The 18158-nt window shown below is 45.6% G+C and carries 22 protein-coding genes; 3 read left to right on the top strand and 19 right to left on the bottom strand.

The window, feature by feature from the left end; genetic code table 11:
- Positions 1-12: 12 nt before the first annotated feature.
- Positions 13-723, bottom strand: coding sequence for a queuosine precursor transporter (locus AOC19_RS04760; RefSeq protein WP_215374145.1), 711 nt, complete (start codon positions 721-723; stop codon positions 13-15).
- Positions 724-819: 96 nt separating this feature from the next.
- Here AOC19_RS04760 and AOC19_RS04765 point away from each other — a divergent pair, with 96 nt between their 5' ends.
- Positions 820-1998, top strand: a complete 1179-nt coding sequence (locus tag AOC19_RS04765; protein ID WP_215374147.1) for an acyl-CoA dehydrogenase — start codon at positions 820-822, stop codon at positions 1996-1998.
- Here AOC19_RS04765 and mnmH read toward each other — a convergent pair.
- From mnmH to AOC19_RS04845, 16 genes are all read right to left on the bottom strand, one after another.
- The gene (gene mnmH, locus AOC19_RS04770; RefSeq protein WP_215374148.1) at positions 1995-3068 is read right to left on the bottom strand and encodes a tRNA 2-selenouridine(34) synthase MnmH; all 1074 of its coding nucleotides are present in this window, start codon (positions 3066-3068) and stop codon (positions 1995-1997) included. The two genes, AOC19_RS04765 and mnmH, sit on opposite strands and share 4 nt — an antisense overlap.
- Before the next feature lie 23 nt (positions 3069-3091).
- The gene (locus AOC19_RS04775; RefSeq protein ID WP_215374150.1) at positions 3092-3436 is read right to left on the bottom strand and encodes a TIGR01244 family sulfur transferase; all 345 of its coding nucleotides are present in this window, start codon (positions 3434-3436) and stop codon (positions 3092-3094) included.
- Positions 3437-3490: 54 nt separating this feature from the next.
- Positions 3491-3928, bottom strand: a complete 438-nt coding sequence (locus tag AOC19_RS04780) for a DUF6691 family protein (RefSeq protein WP_215374152.1) — start codon at positions 3926-3928, stop codon at positions 3491-3493.
- Between the two features lie 3 nt (positions 3929-3931).
- On the bottom strand, positions 3932-4369 hold the full coding sequence (locus AOC19_RS04785; protein WP_215374154.1) for a YeeE/YedE family protein: 438 nt from the start codon (positions 4367-4369) through the stop codon (positions 3932-3934).
- Between the two features lie 22 nt (positions 4370-4391).
- Positions 4392-5513, bottom strand: coding sequence for a YeeE/YedE family protein (locus AOC19_RS04790; RefSeq protein WP_215374156.1), 1122 nt, complete (start codon positions 5511-5513; stop codon positions 4392-4394).
- A 21-nt stretch (positions 5514-5534) separates the two neighbouring features.
- Positions 5535-5849, bottom strand: a complete 315-nt coding sequence (locus AOC19_RS04795; RefSeq protein WP_251367981.1) for a hypothetical protein — start codon at positions 5847-5849, stop codon at positions 5535-5537.
- Between the two features lie 60 nt (positions 5850-5909).
- The gene (locus tag AOC19_RS04800; RefSeq protein WP_251367982.1) at positions 5910-6791 is read right to left on the bottom strand and encodes an MBL fold metallo-hydrolase; all 882 of its coding nucleotides are present in this window, start codon (positions 6789-6791) and stop codon (positions 5910-5912) included.
- Positions 6792-6881: 90 nt separating this feature from the next.
- Entirely contained in the window at positions 6882-7307 is a 426-nt protein-coding gene (locus AOC19_RS04805; protein WP_215374162.1) for a DsrE family protein, read from the bottom strand.
- Between the two features lie 22 nt (positions 7308-7329).
- Positions 7330-9060, bottom strand: coding sequence for a thiosulfohydrolase SoxB (gene soxB, locus AOC19_RS04810; protein WP_215374165.1), 1731 nt, complete (start codon positions 9058-9060; stop codon positions 7330-7332).
- A gap of 44 nt (positions 9061-9104) precedes the next feature.
- Positions 9105-9743: a sulfur oxidation c-type cytochrome SoxX gene (gene soxX, locus AOC19_RS04815; RefSeq protein WP_215374168.1), complete on the bottom strand. Its 639-nt coding sequence runs from the start codon at positions 9741-9743 to the stop codon at positions 9105-9107.
- Positions 9744-9759: 16 nt separating this feature from the next.
- A complete protein-coding gene (soxA, locus tag AOC19_RS04820; RefSeq protein WP_215374171.1) occupies positions 9760-10575 on the bottom strand; it encodes a sulfur oxidation c-type cytochrome SoxA in 816 nt (271 codons plus the stop codon).
- 48 nt (positions 10576-10623) lie between these two features.
- The gene (soxZ, locus tag AOC19_RS04825; RefSeq protein WP_215374174.1) at positions 10624-10932 is read right to left on the bottom strand and encodes a thiosulfate oxidation carrier complex protein SoxZ; all 309 of its coding nucleotides are present in this window, start codon (positions 10930-10932) and stop codon (positions 10624-10626) included.
- A gap of 53 nt (positions 10933-10985) precedes the next feature.
- The gene (gene soxY, locus AOC19_RS04830) at positions 10986-11438 is read right to left on the bottom strand and encodes a thiosulfate oxidation carrier protein SoxY (protein WP_215374178.1); all 453 of its coding nucleotides are present in this window, start codon (positions 11436-11438) and stop codon (positions 10986-10988) included.
- 84 nt (positions 11439-11522) lie between these two features.
- The gene (locus AOC19_RS04835; protein ID WP_215374181.1) at positions 11523-12602 is read right to left on the bottom strand and encodes a c-type cytochrome; all 1080 of its coding nucleotides are present in this window, start codon (positions 12600-12602) and stop codon (positions 11523-11525) included.
- Complete coding sequence (gene soxC / locus AOC19_RS04840) at positions 12586-13941, bottom strand: sulfite dehydrogenase (RefSeq protein ID WP_435367689.1); 1356 nt, start codon at positions 13939-13941, stop codon at positions 12586-12588. Before soxC ends, AOC19_RS04835 begins: the two co-directional genes overlap by 17 nt.
- Before the next feature lie 80 nt (positions 13942-14021).
- Positions 14022-14363 (bottom strand): ArsR/SmtB family transcription factor, encoded by a 342-nt coding sequence (locus AOC19_RS04845; RefSeq protein WP_215374187.1) that lies wholly within the window; start codon positions 14361-14363, stop codon positions 14022-14024.
- 101 nt (positions 14364-14464) lie between these two features.
- Between AOC19_RS04845 and modB the strand changes: the two genes are divergently transcribed.
- Positions 14465-15115 (top strand): molybdate ABC transporter permease subunit, encoded by a 651-nt coding sequence (gene modB / locus AOC19_RS04850; RefSeq protein WP_215374190.1) that lies wholly within the window; start codon positions 14465-14467, stop codon positions 15113-15115.
- The gene (locus tag AOC19_RS04855) at positions 15115-16224 is read left to right on the top strand and encodes an ABC transporter ATP-binding protein (protein ID WP_215374193.1); all 1110 of its coding nucleotides are present in this window, start codon (positions 15115-15117) and stop codon (positions 16222-16224) included. The genes modB and AOC19_RS04855 overlap by 1 nt, the downstream gene beginning before the upstream one ends.
- Before the next feature lie 52 nt (positions 16225-16276).
- Here AOC19_RS04855 and AOC19_RS04860 read toward each other — a convergent pair whose 3' ends face one another.
- The gene (locus AOC19_RS04860; RefSeq protein ID WP_215374196.1) at positions 16277-16903 is read right to left on the bottom strand and encodes a class I SAM-dependent methyltransferase; all 627 of its coding nucleotides are present in this window, start codon (positions 16901-16903) and stop codon (positions 16277-16279) included.
- A gap of 29 nt (positions 16904-16932) precedes the next feature.
- Positions 16933-18141, bottom strand: a complete 1209-nt coding sequence (locus AOC19_RS04865; protein WP_215374198.1) for an O-succinylhomoserine sulfhydrylase — start codon at positions 18139-18141, stop codon at positions 16933-16935.
- Positions 18142-18158 lie beyond the last annotated feature (17 nt).

Genomic DNA, 18158 nt, shown 5'->3' on the forward strand with positions numbered 1-18158 from the left:
AAAAGCCGTAAATTAGACTTTCAGCTTAAATGGTGTGAAATCCGTGTTCAGGTCATAGTGATCCTGGTTCTCCTTGCGTTTCAGAAAACCCACCACCCAGTACGTTAATGGGGTTGCTAGAACCTCCCAGGCGGTCTTCAGGACGTATTGGGACGCTGCCACAGCCAAAACCTCATTTACGGGCCACAGGCCGTAAAAAGCCAGCATATAGAACAATGAAGAATCAACCAATTCTCCGCTAGCTGTAGACCCGATCGTGCGCATCCAAAGGTAGCGACCCTGAGTCAAAATCTTCATTTTGGCCAATGTATAGCTGTTGACAAAACTGCCACACCAAAAGGCAAGCATTGAGGCGAGAGCAACACGCCACGAATTGCCAAAAACCGTCTCCATACCCTGCTGGTAATTGGCCATATAGGATCCAGGAGCTACCGGCAAGGCAATGACTAGTTGAGCCATGATTGCAGCAAAGGCAAGTGCAGCAAAGCCAGCCCATACAGCCCTACGGTCATAAGCATAGCCATAGACCTCAGTTAAGATGTCGCCGAAAAAATAGGCGATTGGGAAAAAGAGGATTCCGGCGCCAAAGGTCACATTGCCAAAATAAGGCAAATCTAGAGTAGCAGCCTTACCTGCGCCAATGAAGTTGGAGCAGAGAAGAACCACGACAAAGGCCGTCAAGATGAGGTCGTAGTAGCGGTGGTGACGTCTTGGTGCGTCCATCAATTCAGAAAAAAATGGATAATAGGAAGAGAATATCTGTATTCCAAGAATTTCACAGAGTACACATTAAAAACCTAGATAGGACGACTAAGAACCATGAGTAAAGCCAGTTTTAATTGGGCAGACCCACTACTTCTCGACACACAGCTGACTGAAGAGGAACGCATGGTGCGTGATGCTGCCGCTGAATATGCTCAGGGTCGTTTAATGCCACGTATTCATGATGCTTATCGCAATGAAACTACTGATCCTGCTATCTTCCGCGAAATGGGTGAACTGGGTCTTTTAGGCATCACGATTCCCGAGGAATACGGTGGCGCAAACTTGAATTATGTTTCTTATGGACTAATTGCTCGAGAAATTGAGCGTGTTGACTCTGGGTACCGCTCTATGATGAGCGTGCAGTCCTCCTTGGTCATGGTCCCTATCAACGAATTTGGTAGTGAAGCGCAAAAGCAAAAATACCTTCCTAAGCTAGCTACTGGTGAATGGATCGGCTGCTTCGGATTGACTGAGCCCAACTTTGGATCCGATGCTGGCGGAATGATCACCAGAGCTAAAAAAGTGCCCGGTGGTTTTTCCTTAACAGGCTCAAAAATGTGGATCTCCAACTCCCCTATTGCCGATGTATTTGTTGTTTGGGCTAAAAACGATGAGGGTTTGATTAGAGGCTTCATTCTCGAAAAAGGTATGAAGGGTCTATCAGCTCCTAAGATCACTGGAAAAATGGGTTTACGCGCCTCTATCACTGGCGAAATTGTGATGGATGATGTCTTCGTCCCCGCTGAAAACGAATTCCCAGAAATTACCGGCCTCAAAGGCCCATTCACCTGCTTGAATTCTGCGCGCTACGGTATTGCTTGGGGCACGCTTGGTGCTGCTGAGTGGTGCTGGTATGCGGCTCGTCAATACACTATGGATCGCAAGCAATTTGATCGCCCTCTCGCTGCCAATCAGCTGATTCAGAAGAAGCTCGCGGACATGCAAACAGAAATCACGCTAGCTTTGCAAGGCTGCCTACGCTTAGGTCGCATGAAGGATGAAGGTATTGCCGCTCCGGAAATTACCTCCATGATGAAGCGTAACTCCTGTGGAAAGTCCTTAGATGTAGCCCGTTTAGCTAGGGATATGCACGGTGGAAACGGCATCTCAGATGAGTATGGCGTTGTGCGTCACATGCTCAACCTAGAGGTCGTCAATACCTACGAAGGTACGCATGATATTCACGCCCTCATTTTGGGTCGCGCACAAACTGGAATCCAGGCTTTTAGTTAAGGGTCAACCTTGGTGATGAGGTCTTTGGCTGTTTTTGCAAAGGCTTCATCGCTATCGCTATCAAGTTGTACAAAGTGATCCTCCCGATAACTCGGAAAATTACGAACAATTGAAGATTGGTACGATGGGTCGTAATGCATCACCAATAACTCTTCTACCAAGCTTGCGAAGTCGCCAGCATCAATTGACTGATGCCACTTTTCGATTTGAACTTTGCCATAACGCGATGTAAGCAAGCCGAGTTTTTGTTTAAAGCTCTCCGGACTTGATAAGAAGTGTCGATACTCTCGCATTAACCAAGAAACACGCGTAGAAGTACTGGAGCGAAGTTCAATGCATTGACCCTCGCGAATCCGCTCCATTAAAGGATCAGGGATATGCAAACCACCTACTTTTTTACTTTCAGACTCTACATAAACAACTTTGTTAGGATCTAGTTGATTTAATGCATTCCAGAGTTTAGTTTCAAAAGCTTTTTGGGAGGGTTGCTCAATATTTGGCTCGTTACCAAGTACTGACCCGCGATGGATTGCTAAACCCTCTAGATCCAGAATTTGCTCACCCAAAGCGCCAATCTCCTGAAGAATGCGAGTCTTACCGCTGCCAGTCATACCAGCAATCACTTGAAAAGAAAAATCTTTAGCAGCCTGATCTAGGCCATCAATCACAACACGTCGAAATCCCTGATAGCCACTCTGCAGTTGCATAGCTTTCCAGCCAATGCGATTGAGGATATGAGTAAAGGCACCGCTACGCTCGCCGCCACGCCAACAGTAAACCAAGGGGCGCCACTCCCTCTGAAAATCAATAAGGGAATTTTCTAAATGGTTGGCAATGTTTCTAGAAACATAGGCGGCGCCTAACTTCTTTGCGGCAAAAGGTGAAACCTGCTTGTAGAGCGTGCCAATCTCGATACGCTCTTCATTACTGAGTACTGGCAGATTAATAGCACCTGGAATATGGTCTAAGGCAAACTCAGCAGGTGATCTGACATCAATGATTGCATCAAACTCGCTTAAGGAAGAGGCTAGTTTCTCAATACCAAAAATGTGCGGGTTACTGGGTTGCAAACAATATCCTAGCGTCGCCGAGATTAGCCAACTTGCAGAGCCATTTGATAGAGATTGGTAGAGCGAGCACCTGAACGGCAAAAGGCTAATATTGGGCCAGGCATCGTCTTTAGCAGGCGGGCCATTTCAACAACTTGATCCGGTGTGAATGCACCAGGGATCACTGGTAAAAATGCATAGTTCAAGCCAAGCGCTTCTGCTTGTGCCTGAATTTGTGCATTGGTTGGCTGATCAGGGCCACCTTCAAAATCAGGGCGATTATTGATTACGCTTTTATAGCCTTGTTTAACAATCTCAGCTAAGTGGCTAGGGTCAATTTGACCCAAGGTACCGAATTGAGCGGAATGGCAAGAAATAGGAAGACTCATCTAAACCTCAGAAATGGAGTATGAATTTAAAAAGACAATAAAAGTGATTTTAAATCATGCTGACTTTTTGTGGCCTGTAAAGAAGCGATTGCAAAGCGCCATGCCAGCAAGCATTGCCAATACAAAAACCAAGGCCTTGAGGTGACCGGCCCCCAAAGCAACTATTGCAGGCCCTGGGCAGAAGCCAGCAATACCCCACCCCGCCCCAAAAATAAGGCTACCGATGACGAGTGGTTTTGAAATATCTCTTCTAGTAGGAATATGAAGAGCACCGCCGAAAAAGGCTTCAGTTCTTTTAGAGGCAAGGTAGAAGCCACCAAGACCAACGAGAATCGCTCCACCCATCACGAACATTAAAGATGGATCCCAATTGCCGGCTAGATCAAGGAAGCTGAGGATTTTCTGTGGATTACTCATTCCAGAAATAATCAGACCCAGTCCGAACAAGACACCAATCAAGTATTGGCTAAAGAGGTTAAAGTGTTTTCTCATGATTTATAGCCCCAGCACATGACGAATAACAAACACAGTCAAAAAGCCGGCACCCATAAACGATATGGTGGCCACCAAAGATCGTGGAGATAAGCGAGATAAACCACAGACACCATGACCACTAGTGCAACCAGATCCGTAGTTAGCACCAAAACCCACGAGTACACCAGCGACAATAATGACAATCCAATCGGCATCAATCACTGTGGTTGTTTGAAGACCAAAAAACAAGGCACCTATCAACGGCGCGCTCAATAAACCCAATACCAGGCTAAAGCGCCAATCGATATCACCCCCTTTAGGGCTAAGTAATCCCGAAACAATTCCACTAATACCCAGAATGCGGCCGTGCAAAATCACATATAAGGCAGCTGCTATACCCAATAAAATTCCACCGAAAAAAGCCGGGCCCGGGGAAAAAGCTAACCAATCTATCTGCATATTGTTCAACCCAGTCTAATAATTAACTGCATGGATTAGGCGCATTACGCGTTTCCAAATATCGCAGAGCTAAGTACGCGCCAAAAATAAATCCCGGTAAAGCAAGAATGGAGCCTATTGCCAATGTAGAGATACCACTCAACCCCTGGCCAACAGTACAACCCAGTGCTGTTACACCACCGAAACCCATCAAACTCGCACCAACCAAATGATTGGCCGTATCCTCAGTATCTCGAAAACTCTCCCAGCGAAATGATTTTGTAATAAGGGATACGCAAGCAGATCCTGAAATCATTCCAGCAACAGCGGCGATGCCCACTGTAATCACTTTTGAGGTGTCGCTATACAACATTAACCAATCTAATGAGAACGCATAAGGCGCTACAAACGACAGGCTCTCCATACGCCCAGAATTAGTAAGCAGGAAAACCTCTTCCAAAGTATTGGGATCCTCAGCAACAAAACCCAAGTTACCAGATACAAACCATACGGCACAAATGGCCAGACCAACAAAAATTCCGGCAAACAAATTCTCCACAGTCCAAAACGCCTTATTTGCAAGGGCATATGTAATGAAAGCAAATCCAACGATCAAGCCAAGAGCAAGATGTAGATTATTTCTAGCGATTCCAGTAATGGGGCTCAACATACTAGGTAAATCTTGGGGGGTGCTGAGCGCGATGAAAACAGAATCCAAGGTGTTGATACGAATCACCCCAAGAAAGCCTTTCATCGTCATGTAAGCAGTAAGTCCGAGAACAATGAAGACGATGATGGACTTTAGATTACCGCCACCAATACGAACCAGAGTTTTGCTACCGCAGCCAGATGCAAGCACCATGCCAAAGCCGAATAAGGTGCTACCTACTATAGTAGAAAGCCATAGAAATTTACTGCCGGTATACATACTCTTAAGCGGGTCAATAAGACCTACATACGACATTAAGGCGAATCCAACAACAGCAACACCAATAGCTAGAAACCACTGCTTGAGACGACCCCAGCTAGACATAATAAAAATATCTGAAACAGCGCCCATGCTGCAAAAACCTGTTTTTTGCATTACAGCGCCAAGCAAAAAAGTAATTACAAAAGTAGCAATTAAAACAACTTTGCTAAGAGAAGAAATATCTACTGCATCCATAATCAAAATTCTTTACTGAAATTATTTAAATTTATAAAACTGTTTATTTAGGAAGGCTGTTACATCCGCCTCATCCTCGGGGAAAAGATCAAGTCTTAGCTCTGTGTTGCACAATGCAACCATCGACTTTAAGTTCTGGAGATTTTTAACCTTGCTATCGCTGCGGGTGTAGATCATATCGCCATTGCCAAATCCAGATTTTTTGGCATGACAGGCATAGCATTTTTGCTGGTCAATCTTCTTGCCGTTTGCAAGATCCGGTGAGGCGTAGGCGGACAAGTGCAGCCCGAGAAAGGAAGCCAAGACAAAGGAAAGTCTAATTAGTAGTAATTTCATTTGAAATCAGTCATTTAGCCAAGTAAACGACTATTTTAAAGCCCAGAAGACAAAACTGCCCTATTCCGCCTGAATTGAGAGATAGACGTTGTAGGCATTCATCCTGTTTGCAGCCCTAAACAAGGGCATTCCTTCATATTCTGACCAATCAGCCTGTAGGTAGGCATCCTCAAAAGGATCCATATTTACAGCTGATTTCGTCATGGATTCACGTAAATACTTCAAATAATCCCTTGTAAAACGAACATCTTCAGTTGGATTGCTTGAATAAGCTCCATGACCAGGGATAACAATGCTCGGACTGAGTGCTTCGATTTCATCCAAAGCTTGCAGCCAACCCTTGCTATCTGCATTACCAACAAATGGGATGCGGCCACGGAACACCAAGTCACCAGCAAAAAGTACTTTCTCAGAGGGTACATAAATAATCAGGTCCTCAGGTGCATGGGCAGGGCCTACCCTGCCAATCCTAAAATCAACACCACCGATCGTTAATGTATAGCGTTGATCTACCCATACGTCGGCACCCACTAATTTTGTTGAGTCATTAACCCAGGGTGCAAAGTCGATTCGCGAAGCAATGAGTCGCTGTTTGGCAGTTTCAGAGGAAATGTAACCTCTACCCTCCCCTTGAGCATAAATTTTTGCCCCAATTTTCTTAAACTCTTGAAGACCATAGACATGGTCTGCATGGTAGTGAGTCACAATGACTGCAACTACTTTCTGGGAGGTAATTTTTTTAATCTCGGCAATGAGCTTCTTAGCCAAGACAGGTGATCCGAGTGCGTCAATAACAACCACTCCCTTTGGGGTAATTACAAACCCAGCATTGGATATGAAGTTTTGGTTCTTACTACTACCCATTTCAGCAAAGCCCTGCACGAAATAAGTATGGGGCGCCACTTGTATCGGCTTTAACAGCAAGTCATCTGATGCATACACAGGGAATACGAAAAGCAAAAATAAGGTAGAGCTAAAAAAAGCGGTGCGCAGTACACAAGCTCTGATCCTAAATGCCATCAGCAACATAAGTTAAGGCTTTATATAAGCAAAATGATTTTGATACTGAAGGTCGGCAACTCGAACCACGCCTGATGGAGTGAAGTCGGTATCCAGAATAAATTGGTCTTTTTTAAGATTGCGGTTCTTTAAGGTAATCTCGCAAACCTCAAAACGAACCCCGCGAGACTTTAATGCACCAACCAGAGGTGCATACTCAATTCCATTCTTCTTATCTTTTGCACCATCCATCATGATGTCGACGCCATTTGCATGAGTAACAACGATGATCTTGGTTTGTGGAGATACATCCAGGTGATTTCGAATATTACGTAGACCTTTAATGCCTTGGGATTCAGCGTCATCAATGTGATAAACCACTTCAGTAGATCCTGCAGCATATGCCCCCATGGTAAGCAGAGCAACAGAAGCTGCAAGGCACTGAAGTAATTTTTTCATTGTGTATATCCGTTGATTAATATTACAGTGAAACCATCCCAGGATTATTCTTTACGCCTTTGATGATTGGCTCATTCAGCTTCACAGCCTTAACCACCTTCACATCGCGTAAATGGCGCTCGATGACATCCCAAATTGGTTCGCCGCCAACATTCTTTGCCTCTTCGCTAACCGGCGCCCAGCCAGCCACTTTATACGTCTTGCTTGGATCGATATCCTTACCGTTGAGGCGCATATCGCTGATACGTTTGCCTGCGGATGCGGCTGGATCAATGGTGTATTGCATGCCACCCACACGCACCATATCACCACCCTGCTGATAATACGGATCGGGATTAAATAGGTTGTCAGCCACATCTTCAAGAATTGTCTTGATGGTTTCACCGGTCATATTCGTTACAGTGGTGTAAGGATAGGTGATGGCAGTTTGATCCAACAAGTTCTCACGAGTGATGGCTTGACCTGGAAGCAGACTGGTACCCCAGCGGAAACCGGGAGAGAACGCAATCTCTGCATTCTTTTGGGCCATCAGACCATCGAGAATTAACTGATCGAAGCTGCCGTTGAAGTTTCCTCGGCGATATAAGAGCCCGTCCGTAGTGGACAACTTTTCATTCAACTTTGTTTCATACGGAGCCCGTACTTTTGCGATCAGCTTATTCATGGCAGGATCGGCGGGAATCATATTCGAGAAAATTGGGAAGAGCTTGTAACGGAAATCAACCGGCTTGCCACCCTTGACATCAAAATCGAGTACGCCTAAGAATTTACTATTGGAGCCTGCATTGGTGACTAAAGTTACGCCCCCTGAATTTTTAACCTTAACGGGAATGGGTACGCCATCATGCGTATGCCCACCCATAATGGCATCCAAACCAGTAACACGAGAAGCCATTTTCAAGTCGACATCCATACCGTTATGGGATAGCAATACCACTACTTTTGCACCCTTAGACTTCACTTCGTTAATGGTCTTCTGGAGATTTTCTTCTTGAATACCAAATGTCCAATCGGGTGTGAAGTAACGTGGATTAGCAATCGGCGTATACGGGAACGCTTGACCAATAATGGCCACTTGAATACCGTTCTGCACTTTCATAACATAGGGGTTAAATACAGAATCCCCAAAGTCAGCTGTCTTGATATTTTGAGCAACAAAAGAAACCTTGCCCTTGAAATCGCCATTGACGATTTCCATGACACGCTTCTCACCGAGCGTCATCTCCCAGTGTGGCGTCATGACATCAACACCCAAGAGAAGTGCCGCATCAACCATATCCTGGCCATTTGTCCAAAGCGCAGTACCGGATCCTTGCCATGTATCACCACCGTCCAATAGCAATGCGCCTGGCCGACTGGCTTTAATTTGTTTTATTAAAGTTGCCATATGGGCAAAGCCACCCATCTTGCCGTAATTTTGTGCTGCAGCCACATAATCTAAGTAGGTAAATGCATGGGCATCACGTGTACCCGCTTTAATGCCATTGGCCTTTAAAAAATATTCACCCACTAAGTGTGGCGTTTTACCCTCTTGAGCACCAATACCTAGGTTCACATTTGGTTCGCGGAAATAGATTGGCAAAAGTTGCGCATGACAATCTGTGAAATGCAGGAAGTGCACATTACCAAATTTCGGCAAGTCATAAAACTTTTGCGCTGTAGTTTGTGCGCTAGCAAAGTTGGATTGCAAACTCATGCCACCCGCGGAGGCAATAGCTAATGCTTGCAAAAATTCACGGCGATTTAAAGACATATTGTTTCCTTAAAAAAACAGGCCTTTCGGCCCGTTTTAATGTGTTATTTATTCACAGGGGATTCTGGGTCAAGCAATAAAGCCATGACGTCCTGAATTTGCTTCTCATTTAATAACTTGAAGTGGGCAAAGCGAGGCATATTGCTGCATGCGTTATAGGCCTTGGAGTTGTTAATACGGTTCCAGGTATAGGTAATTACCTCTGGAGAGTAGCCACGCATTTTTCCGTAACCAGTCAAAGATGGGCCAATGTTTCCATATGAGATTTCTTTTGCATCAATTTGATGACAGTTGTAGCAACCACCACCGATCGGGGTATCGGCTTTATCAGACCAGGTTGCACCGCGACCGCTTTGGGCAATTCTCTCGCCATTCTTCCAGTCGCCGATGTACTTGCCATCAGATGGCTGCTGAATAGAATCCATATTGATCTTTTGGATTCTTGCAGCCATTGCCTGACCCTGCTTACTGCTTGCAAACTGTGGGTCTGAGCAGAACTTCTGCGTCGCATCTTGATCAATACGATTCAGGCCGGCAATACCTTCTGCGCGGAAACTGTCTTGAATCATCTTATTGAATTTTGGATCATTTTTTTGCTGCGCTACTGCAGGAGTCTGCACTAGGCCAGCAGCAAGAATCAATCCAGAAATAGCTAAGAGCTGTTTTAAGTGTGTAATTTTCATATTCATCTCTTATCCATTAACGCTTTAAACCAGGTGTTTCAACGGTTCCACCATTTGCAGTTTTTGCCATGTACATAGATAAGGCAATAGTCACATCCGAGCCGTAAATAGGGAATGGGAAACGTTGCTGACGGAAACAATCATTCAAACGTTGTTGCATAGTCCAAAATTGGCCGCTTGATACGCGGTAGGCTGGCCAATAGCCCCAACCTAAAGCAGCGCCTTTTTGTTCTGTGATGTTTGGTAAGTCTTGCAAGCGAATCCGTTTGCCGTTTTCTGCGTGGCAAGATGCGCAGGAGAAGTCCATCGGACCACCTTGAAAGAAGAAGGCGCGCTTACCCAGGTCATACATCTCTTTTTCTTTTGGATGGGCAGTACTTACCTTAATCTTGTCACCCTTAGACTGGGTTACAACATAAGCAACTATGGCCTCCATGTCCTTCTTAGGGCCTTTTTGGAATGGAGCATCAATCATTTCCTGTGGATCGCGACCTTGCAATACTTGCATACAAGTCATCAAGCGTGACTCTAGGTCTTGAACCTTATTGGTGTCTTTGAAGTAGCGTGGCAACTGAGCCGCGGCGCCCTTCACAACCCCAGGCCCTAATCCCAAATTACATTGCTCAAGCGTTGCATTCTTTGGGCCGGCTGGTTTTTTCCATAAATCTTCACCCGCCGCCTCATAAAGCTCAGAAGGGTTACCGTCCGCAATCATCTCTCGATATTTAGCAATATCGTCTGTAGCACTCTTTTGTGCTGACACCGAAGATGTCATTGTTAATAAAGTTGCTACCAAACCAGTAGCTAACCCTATGGTCAATTTACGCTGCATTTCCTACCCTTTCAGAGCCATGGAGGCGGTGAAGATTGATTAAAGCAATTAAGAAGCAGTTGCTTCGTCAGTGCGTTTGTCGCCTTTATTGTCATTCCAAGTAACAACAATTTTGTCGCCCTTAGCACCCTTGTATTTAAAGTTCAAAAATGGATCCTTAGATACTGCTGGGCCAAATTCACCGGCAAATACTTTTTTACCATTGGCTGTAACAGTAATAGTGCTGATAAACCACTGAGGAATAGTTTTACCAGCAGCATCTTTACGCTGACCAGATTCCATATCGTGTTTCATCAAAATTTTTACATCTACAGTACCGCCGTTTTCGGCAGCTCTTACGCGCATTGGATCACCCATTTTGGTTCCTCTTTTTTCTATGTATGAATTATGTCAATTAATGTGCTTCGGAATTAACCGCCGCAACCACCAAGCGTTACTTTGACTTCTTTAACGGTCATGAGCCACTTACCATCAGCTTTAACCAAACCGTATACGTTGGATGTTTGACCCATTTTGATGCGGGTTGTTACAAAAGCATCTGTGCCAGCCGGAATAAAAAATTGGGCAGCTAAAGCGCTTGGGTTCTTTTCAACCAAGATTGCCATCTGCTCAGCCTTAAGAGTAGTCGTAATTCCGACAGGAACTACTGCACCATTTTCAGCAATATCAGGAGCATTCAAAGTAACGGCAGAGGACTTATCAGGACTGCCGGCACCTAGAATTTTAAAAACATCATCCAAGCTCTTGCCTTCAAAAGCGGCTTTATTCCACTCTTGAGCTTGAGCAGTTGAGATAAGGCCTGAAGAAGCCATCAAGCCAAATACTGCTGAATACTTCAATAAACTACGACGCTGCTGATTCATAGAAACTCCTTTATTAATCTTTACTTCTCTCAATTTATTGCTTATTTTGCATTAAAACACTGTGATTACTACCTAATTAGCTATTTATTTACCACCAGAAAGCATCCAGACCACCAAAGCCTTGCGGTCTTCATCAGAAAGCTGGGCCTGGGGCGGCATTGGAATGGAGCCCCAAACGCCCGCGCCACCTGATTTAACCTTGGCCATCAACTTCTCCAGAGCCCCACTCTGGCCATCATACTTCTTAGCAACATCAGCAATGGATGGCCCGACTAACTTGGCATTGGGAGCATGACAGGCTGAGCAGTTCTCATTCTTAAAGAGCGTTGCCGGCCCTTTTGCTGCAGAAGAATGGGTATCTGCAGCATGCGCTAAACCAGCCCCTGATGCACCTGGTAACTCCTTAATAGGAGGCTTAGTAGTATCTGCGCCACGATATGGGCCGTACATACGGTTTTGCTCAGCAATATTCTCATGTGCATTTCTAGCAAAATCCGGCAATGTGGAGCCGATTTGGACAAATGGCACACAGTTATGCATACAGGCATTACCGTTCACATCGGGCTTGCCACTTACATTCCAAAAACCATGCTTAGTCGTCATACCGTTTCGGTTTGGCATTTTGACTTCCGCAATATTTTTATCGCTCAGCACAAAATCATCGGGCACGATCTCACCCAAACTCAGAATAAATGCCACCAATGCATAAGTATCATCCGGCGTTAATGATCTAGGCGCATTCCATGGCATCGCACGATAAATGTAATCCCATAAAGTTGAAACAGTTGGAACCTTCATTAAGGTTGTTCGTTGCGGTTGCTTCATATCGTTTAATGAAGCAACACGACCTGTCTTCACATCATCCTTCGTAGTGCCGCCAGCAATCGGCGTAAAGATTTCATTGGACTCACCAAAGGTGCCATGGCAACTTGCGCACTTGGCCTCCCAAATAACCTGACCCTTTTCTACAGAGCCCGATCCTTTTGGTAAACCTTTGAAGTCAGGACGAACATCAATATCCCAGGCAGCGACTTCTGCAGGAGTAGCTGTTCTACCAATGCCGGGGAATTTGGCTGAACCAGACTGCGCTAACGCTTGTTGCGCAGTAATTGCGATGAGCGCCGCAAAGCCTAGGCCAATACTAAATTTATCCAACTTGAACATTGCTCACCTCGCCGTTTGAATCCAATTTCCATGATTGGATTGCATTGTTGTGATAAATCGAACGAGTACCACGTACATCACGTAACTTTTTAATGCTCGGCTGAATGTAGCCAGTGTCATCGAATGCACGCGATTGAAGAATCGCAGGCGATCCATCCCAAACCCAATCAATGTTGAAGCGAGTAATTGATTTAGTGAGAATCGGCGTCTCTAAACGAGCTGTTCGCCAATTATTGCCGCCGTCAAATGAAACATCTACACGGGTAATTTTTCCACGTCCAGACCACGCCATTCCGCTGACGTTATAGAAACCCTTATCCAGCAATTGCTGACCGCCTGATGGAGTTGTGATGACCGATTTGCATTCTTGAATCGATGCGTACTGACGATGCATTCCGTTTGGCATGAGTTCAATGTAGTGAACTGCTTCGTCTTTAGAGTTCCAAGGCATATCACCTACCTCAAGACGGCGCAACCATTTAACCCAACTAACGCCCTGAACACCAGGCACCACCAGGCGCAATGGGAAGCCGTTTTCAGGTCGTAACATTTCTCCGTTCATTGCCCAAGCAACAATCGTGTCGTTTAGACAGCTTTCCAGGTTGATGGTACGAGTCATGCCTGAGCCATCACCGCCCTCAGCCAGCATGAACTTACCCTTTTTGAGGTCAGCACCGCACTCTTCAAGTAATACCTTTAAAGGAACGCCGGTGAACTCACAGCAAGAAAGCATGCCGTGGGTATATTGAACTGTTGGAACGGCAACGTTACCCCACTCCAGTCCAGTGTTTGCACCACACTCAATAAAGTGCGTACGAGAAACCGATGGCAATCTCATCAAATCGTTCATTGTGAAAACACGCGGGTTCTTCACTAAGCCATTCACCATCAGGCGATGGGTTTCTGGGTTGAGGTTGTACCAGCCTTGATGGTGGCGCTCAAAGTGCAAGCCGTTTGGAGTAATTGTTCCAAATAAACCCTGCAATGGTGTGAAAGCAACCGAAGCGGCAGACACACGAGTTAAACCTGGGGATTCTCGACGAATCAGATTGGACTCATAAATAGATGGCACGCCATAAGGCATGGTCGCTACATTCTTACCAAGAGTTGTTTGCCATTCTTGTTTTTCTAAAATAGCTGGATCGCCCTCGCCTGCAGCCATCGCTAGGGGGGCAGTTAGACCTGCTGCCGCACCACCCAATGCAGACATAAAGCCCTTACGCAAGAAACCACGACGGTTTTCATCCAAGCCATTGGCATTGATGTCGGCAATAAGTTCTTGAGAAATAAAGTGCTCTGGTGCCTTCACCAGACGAGCTCGATTAGCTGGCTTTTCGATAGCACTAATATCCTGCGCACTAATCTCTAATTGTTTTTTGGTCATGTGATCTCTACTTTGATGAATAGATACTTTAAAAATTAATGCAAACTCTCAGCAATTTTGGCGCACACTGTTTGACACATTTCTACAGTGGCGTTGTCTGCGATTGAGTAAAAAACAGTTGTGCCTTCTTTGCGTCTAAGCAAAATACCGGCTTTATGGAGTGCTGTGAGGTGACGCGAAACATTTGCTTGACTGGAGCCGCACAACTCAACAACCTCAGAAACAGACTTTTCACCGCTGCATACGGTATACATGATGCGCAAACGCGATGGCTCTGAAAGTACATTGAAATAATCAGCAACGCGCGTGAAGACCTTCTCCATGTCTTTGGGAGAAAGATCTTTAGTTGCTTTGCTGACTTTAGCTTTGCTATTCATTGCTCTAACAATATATGCGTATACGTGCATATATTGGACACCCAAGCCCCCTAGACTTATATAGTGGGATACCCTAGTCCGCAAAGCAATACAATCAAAAAATGGATATTGATGCAATTCTGCTGTCCTTAAAACTCGCTTTTTGGACTATGGCGCTGATGCTGCCATTTGGCGTGTGGGTTGCCCATAAACTCGTAACCCTTAATAGGAGCCGCCCCTGGATTGAGGCAGCCCTAGCCCTTCCCTTGGTGCTTCCCCCTACAGTATTGGGCTATTACTTTCTAGTTTCATTTGGCAACACCAGTATTTTCGGCATCCCTCTAGTCTTTTCATTCACGGGCATTCTGTTTGCATCATTAATAGTTAATATCCCCTTCGCTGTTCAGCCCATCTTGAGGGCATTTGAGGCTATCAACCCTGAAATTAGAGAAGCTGCTCAAGTGAGTGGCCTCAGTAAATGGCAAATCTTTCGCTTGATTGAGCTACCGCTGTCCTGGCGTGGCATTACGGGTGCTGCCGCCCTCACCTTCGCTCACACCCTTGGTGAATTCGGAGTGGTTCTCATGGTTGGCGGAGCTATACCTGGAGAGACAAAAACAGCGTCCATTGCAATTTATGACAAGGTTCAGAGCTTTGATACCACCGGTGCAGGCGCTATAGCGCTGGTACTCTTAGGGACATCACTTGTATGCATCGCGCTGTCTTACGGGATATTTGGTGGTAACTCCAATCGGCGCAGAGGGTTGAATTGATGTTAAAGGTCAAAATTAGCCAAATCACCCCTAGCCCACTGCAGATTAGTTTGGAATGCGCATCAGGCCAACTACATGCTTTAGTTGGCCCTTCTGGAAGCGGCAAAACTACAGTCCTTAGATCCATTGCCGGCCTCAATAAAACAGTCAGTGGAAAAATTGAATGTAATGGTGAGGTCTGGCTGGAGACTGATAGCGTTGGCAACAGAGTCGGTCAGCTATCGCCTGCAGAACGCTCATGTGGCTTCTTATTTCAGCAATACGCACTTTTTCCACATCTTAGCACCCTAGATAATGTTGTAATTCCTTTGCAAAATTCCGGCCTTAGCAAATCACAACGCAAGAGCATCAGCATGGAATTGCTAGATCGTATGGGTATAGCCAATCTCTCAGGGCGCATGCCTCATCAACTCTCCGGCGGACAGCAGCAACGTGTTGCGCTAGCGAGAGCTTTGGCTAGACAACCTAAAGTTTTGCTGCTGGATGAACCATTTTCTGCAATAGATGCGCCAACACGTCAGGGTCTGTACAAAACTTTGGCAGAGTTACGTATGGATCTCAATATTCCTATGCTGTTGGTGACGCATGATTTGCGTGAGGCTGATTTGTTAGCGGACCGCATTACCGTCATTGATCAAGGAATAAGCTTACAGACTGCGGCACCGCAAGTGCTTTTTCAAAAGCCACGAAATTCTCGTGTTGCCGAATTGGTTGGCATCAGCAATATGTTCCATGGCATGTTCGACTCTGGCAACTTAAGCTGGGATGGATGCGAAAAGATCTTTAACGTTGCCGATAAGGGGAAGATTCCACCAAAGGCAAGTGTGGCTTGGGTTATCCCTCAAAGTGGCTTAAGTGTTCATAACAACCCGAATAGCGGAACCGTACCCGCTGCGGTTGAAAAGATCAGTAGCCTGGGTCAAATAGCAGTCATCCAGCTGAGAATTCAAGACAGTGAAAAAACTGTTGAATGGGAGGCTTCATCGGCTGAAGTCAAGCGCTTGGGAATGCAGGTCGGGTCTTTAATGCACCTTGAGCTGGACGGAAATCAGATCCACATCATGCCCTTACGACCTATCAATGATCCACGGCGTTTTATAGAAAATTAATACTCTGAGGTCTTATAAAAAAGTTACTACGGCAGCTTTTTAAGCCCGCCAATTAGTTGACTCGTTTTTTTGCCACCATGCCGAGCAAAGCAGACATGCCGGCATGTCTTGCGCCTTCAGATAACTCTTTTTCGTAGCACTGAAGATCTAGGATTTCAAAATCACGGCTGAGGTCACGAATCATTTCTTCGGTATATAGATGCTCAATCAGCGATGGTCCGCCTGTTTTATATTCCAATTGTTTGGGTGTATAGCCCTGAAGAATAAATAGGCCGCCTGGTTTTAGACTTTGATGAACTTGCTGGAAAATTCTGGAACGCATCTCAGGGTCAGCAAACTGAATAAAAATTCCTACGATTGCATCGTAAGTATTGGGTTGCCAATCAAAGCCATCGGTATCGCAAAGACTGTATTGAATACTGACTTTGCTATCAGCAGCAAACTGCTGAGCTTTGGCGAGAGCAATATCAGAAACGTCAAAGCCTGTGACACTCATGCCCTGCTTAGCAAGCCAAACGCCATTACGCCCTTCACCATCAGCAATACAAAGAACTGAAGATTGAGGATTTAGATATTGAGATGCTTGACCAACCAGATATTCATTTGGCTCTTTGCCGAAGATGAATTCTTCTTTATTAAAACGTTCATTCCAGAACTGGGTGGCATCTGCAAAACTCATTGATATCAGGCCTTAGGAGTATTCACTCTTTACTTCTTCAATCCACCAATGAGGTCATTCTTTAAGTCGACCACGTTTTCCAGACCAACCGCAATACGAACTAGACCATCCGTAATACCAGCTGCTTTACGAGCTTCTGGACTGACGCGGCAATGGGTCGTTGTTGCAGGATGGGTAATGGTTGTGCGGGTATCGCCCAAGTTTGCAGTGATAGAGCAAAGCTTGGTTTGATTAATGAGTTTAAATGCAGCCTTCTTGCCACCCTTTAGGGTGAAAGACAAAATGGCGCCACCTGCTTTTTGCTGACGCTTGGCCAGCGCATGCTGAGGATGTGACTTCAGCCCAGGATGGTAAACACGCTCTACCCCTGGCTGCTTCTCCAACCACTGAGCAATTTCTAAAGCATTCTGGCTTTGCTGCTTCATGCGCAACTCAAGAGTCTCTAAACCCTTTAAGAATACCCAGGCATTAAATGCGGAGAGTGTTGGGCCAGCAGTCCGCACATACGGAAACACTTTGCCCATAATGAAATCATTGCTACCGACAATAGCGCCACCCACTACACGGCCCTGGCCATCTAGATATTTAGTAGCAGAATGAATTACTACATCAGCACCCAGTGCTAGCGGTCTTTGTAATGCTGGTGTGCAAAAGCAGTTATCCACAGCAAAGAGAGCTTTAGCCTTCTTGGCAATTTTGGAGATAGCCTTGATGTCAGCAATCTCAGTTAATGGATTTGAAGGTGTCTCCAAATAAAACATCTTGGTATTTTCTTGGACGGCATTTTGCCAGGCCTTGGTATCCGATAAATCCACGTAAGTGGTTGTGATGCCAAAGCGTCCCAAAATATTGCTGAATAATTGGATGGTTGCGCCAAAAACAGAGCGAGAGCAAACCACATGGTCGCCTGCCTGGAGATGGGACATTGCCATGGTCAAAATTGCTGCCATTCCGGAAGAAGTCGCAATGCAAGCCTCACCACCCTCTAGTGCAGCCAATCGATCTTGGAACATGCTGACGGTAGGATTAGTAAAGCGGGAATAAATGAAGCCCTGATCTGCATGAGCAAAACCGTCGGCAGCCAATTCAGCGCTATCGAAGCAAAAGCTAGAAGTCAGGAACATTGCCTCTGAGTGCTCTTGATATTCAGCTGTACGGCGAGTGCCGGCGCGAACCGCAAGGGTTTCAAGCGCAAGCTTTGAGAAATCAGGTTTTTTGCGGGTAATTTTGCTCTTCATACCGCTATTTTGACACC

The organism is Polynucleobacter asymbioticus (assembly GCF_018687575.1).
In the GTDB taxonomy this organism is placed as follows: Bacteria; Pseudomonadota; Gammaproteobacteria; order Burkholderiales; family Burkholderiaceae; genus Polynucleobacter; species Polynucleobacter asymbioticus_C.

Coding starts and splice junctions, on each gene's coding strand:
- AOC19_RS04760 (WP_215374145.1), bottom strand. CDS start 723: ATGGACGCACCAAGACGTCACCACCGCTACTACGACCTCATCTTGACG.
- AOC19_RS04765 (WP_215374147.1), top strand. CDS start 820: ATGAGTAAAGCCAGTTTTAATTGGGCAGACCCACTACTTCTCGACACA.
- AOC19_RS04775 (WP_215374150.1), bottom strand. CDS start 3,436: ATGAGTCTTCCTATTTCTTGCCATTCCGCTCAATTCGGTACCTTGGGT.
- AOC19_RS04780 (WP_215374152.1), bottom strand. CDS start 3,928: ATGAGAAAACACTTTAACCTCTTTAGCCAATACTTGATTGGTGTCTTG.
- AOC19_RS04785 (WP_215374154.1), bottom strand. CDS start 4,369: ATGCAGATAGATTGGTTAGCTTTTTCCCCGGGCCCGGCTTTTTTCGGT.
- AOC19_RS04790 (WP_215374156.1), bottom strand. CDS start 5,513: ATGGATGCAGTAGATATTTCTTCTCTTAGCAAAGTTGTTTTAATTGCT.
- AOC19_RS04795 (WP_251367981.1), bottom strand. CDS start 5,849: ATGAAATTACTACTAATTAGACTTTCCTTTGTCTTGGCTTCCTTTCTC.
- AOC19_RS04805 (WP_215374162.1), bottom strand. CDS start 7,307: ATGAAAAAATTACTTCAGTGCCTTGCAGCTTCTGTTGCTCTGCTTACC.
- soxB (WP_215374165.1), bottom strand. CDS start 9,060: ATGTCTTTAAATCGCCGTGAATTTTTGCAAGCATTAGCTATTGCCTCC.
- soxX (WP_215374168.1), bottom strand. CDS start 9,743: ATGAAAATTACACACTTAAAACAGCTCTTAGCTATTTCTGGATTGATT.
- soxA (WP_215374171.1), bottom strand. CDS start 10,575: ATGCAGCGTAAATTGACCATAGGGTTAGCTACTGGTTTGGTAGCAACT.
- soxZ (WP_215374174.1), bottom strand. CDS start 10,932: ATGGGTGATCCAATGCGCGTAAGAGCTGCCGAAAACGGCGGTACTGTA.
- soxY (WP_215374178.1), bottom strand. CDS start 11,438: ATGAATCAGCAGCGTCGTAGTTTATTGAAGTATTCAGCAGTATTTGGC.
- AOC19_RS04835 (WP_215374181.1), bottom strand. CDS start 12,602: ATGTTCAAGTTGGATAAATTTAGTATTGGCCTAGGCTTTGCGGCGCTC.
- AOC19_RS04845 (WP_215374187.1), bottom strand. CDS start 14,363: ATGAATAGCAAAGCTAAAGTCAGCAAAGCAACTAAAGATCTTTCTCCC.
- modB (WP_215374190.1), top strand. CDS start 14,465: ATGGATATTGATGCAATTCTGCTGTCCTTAAAACTCGCTTTTTGGACT.
- AOC19_RS04855 (WP_215374193.1), top strand. CDS start 15,115: ATGTTAAAGGTCAAAATTAGCCAAATCACCCCTAGCCCACTGCAGATT.
- AOC19_RS04860 (WP_215374196.1), bottom strand. CDS start 16,903: ATGAGTTTTGCAGATGCCACCCAGTTCTGGAATGAACGTTTTAATAAA.
- AOC19_RS04865 (WP_215374198.1), bottom strand. CDS start 18,141: ATGAAGAGCAAAATTACCCGCAAAAAACCTGATTTCTCAAAGCTTGCG.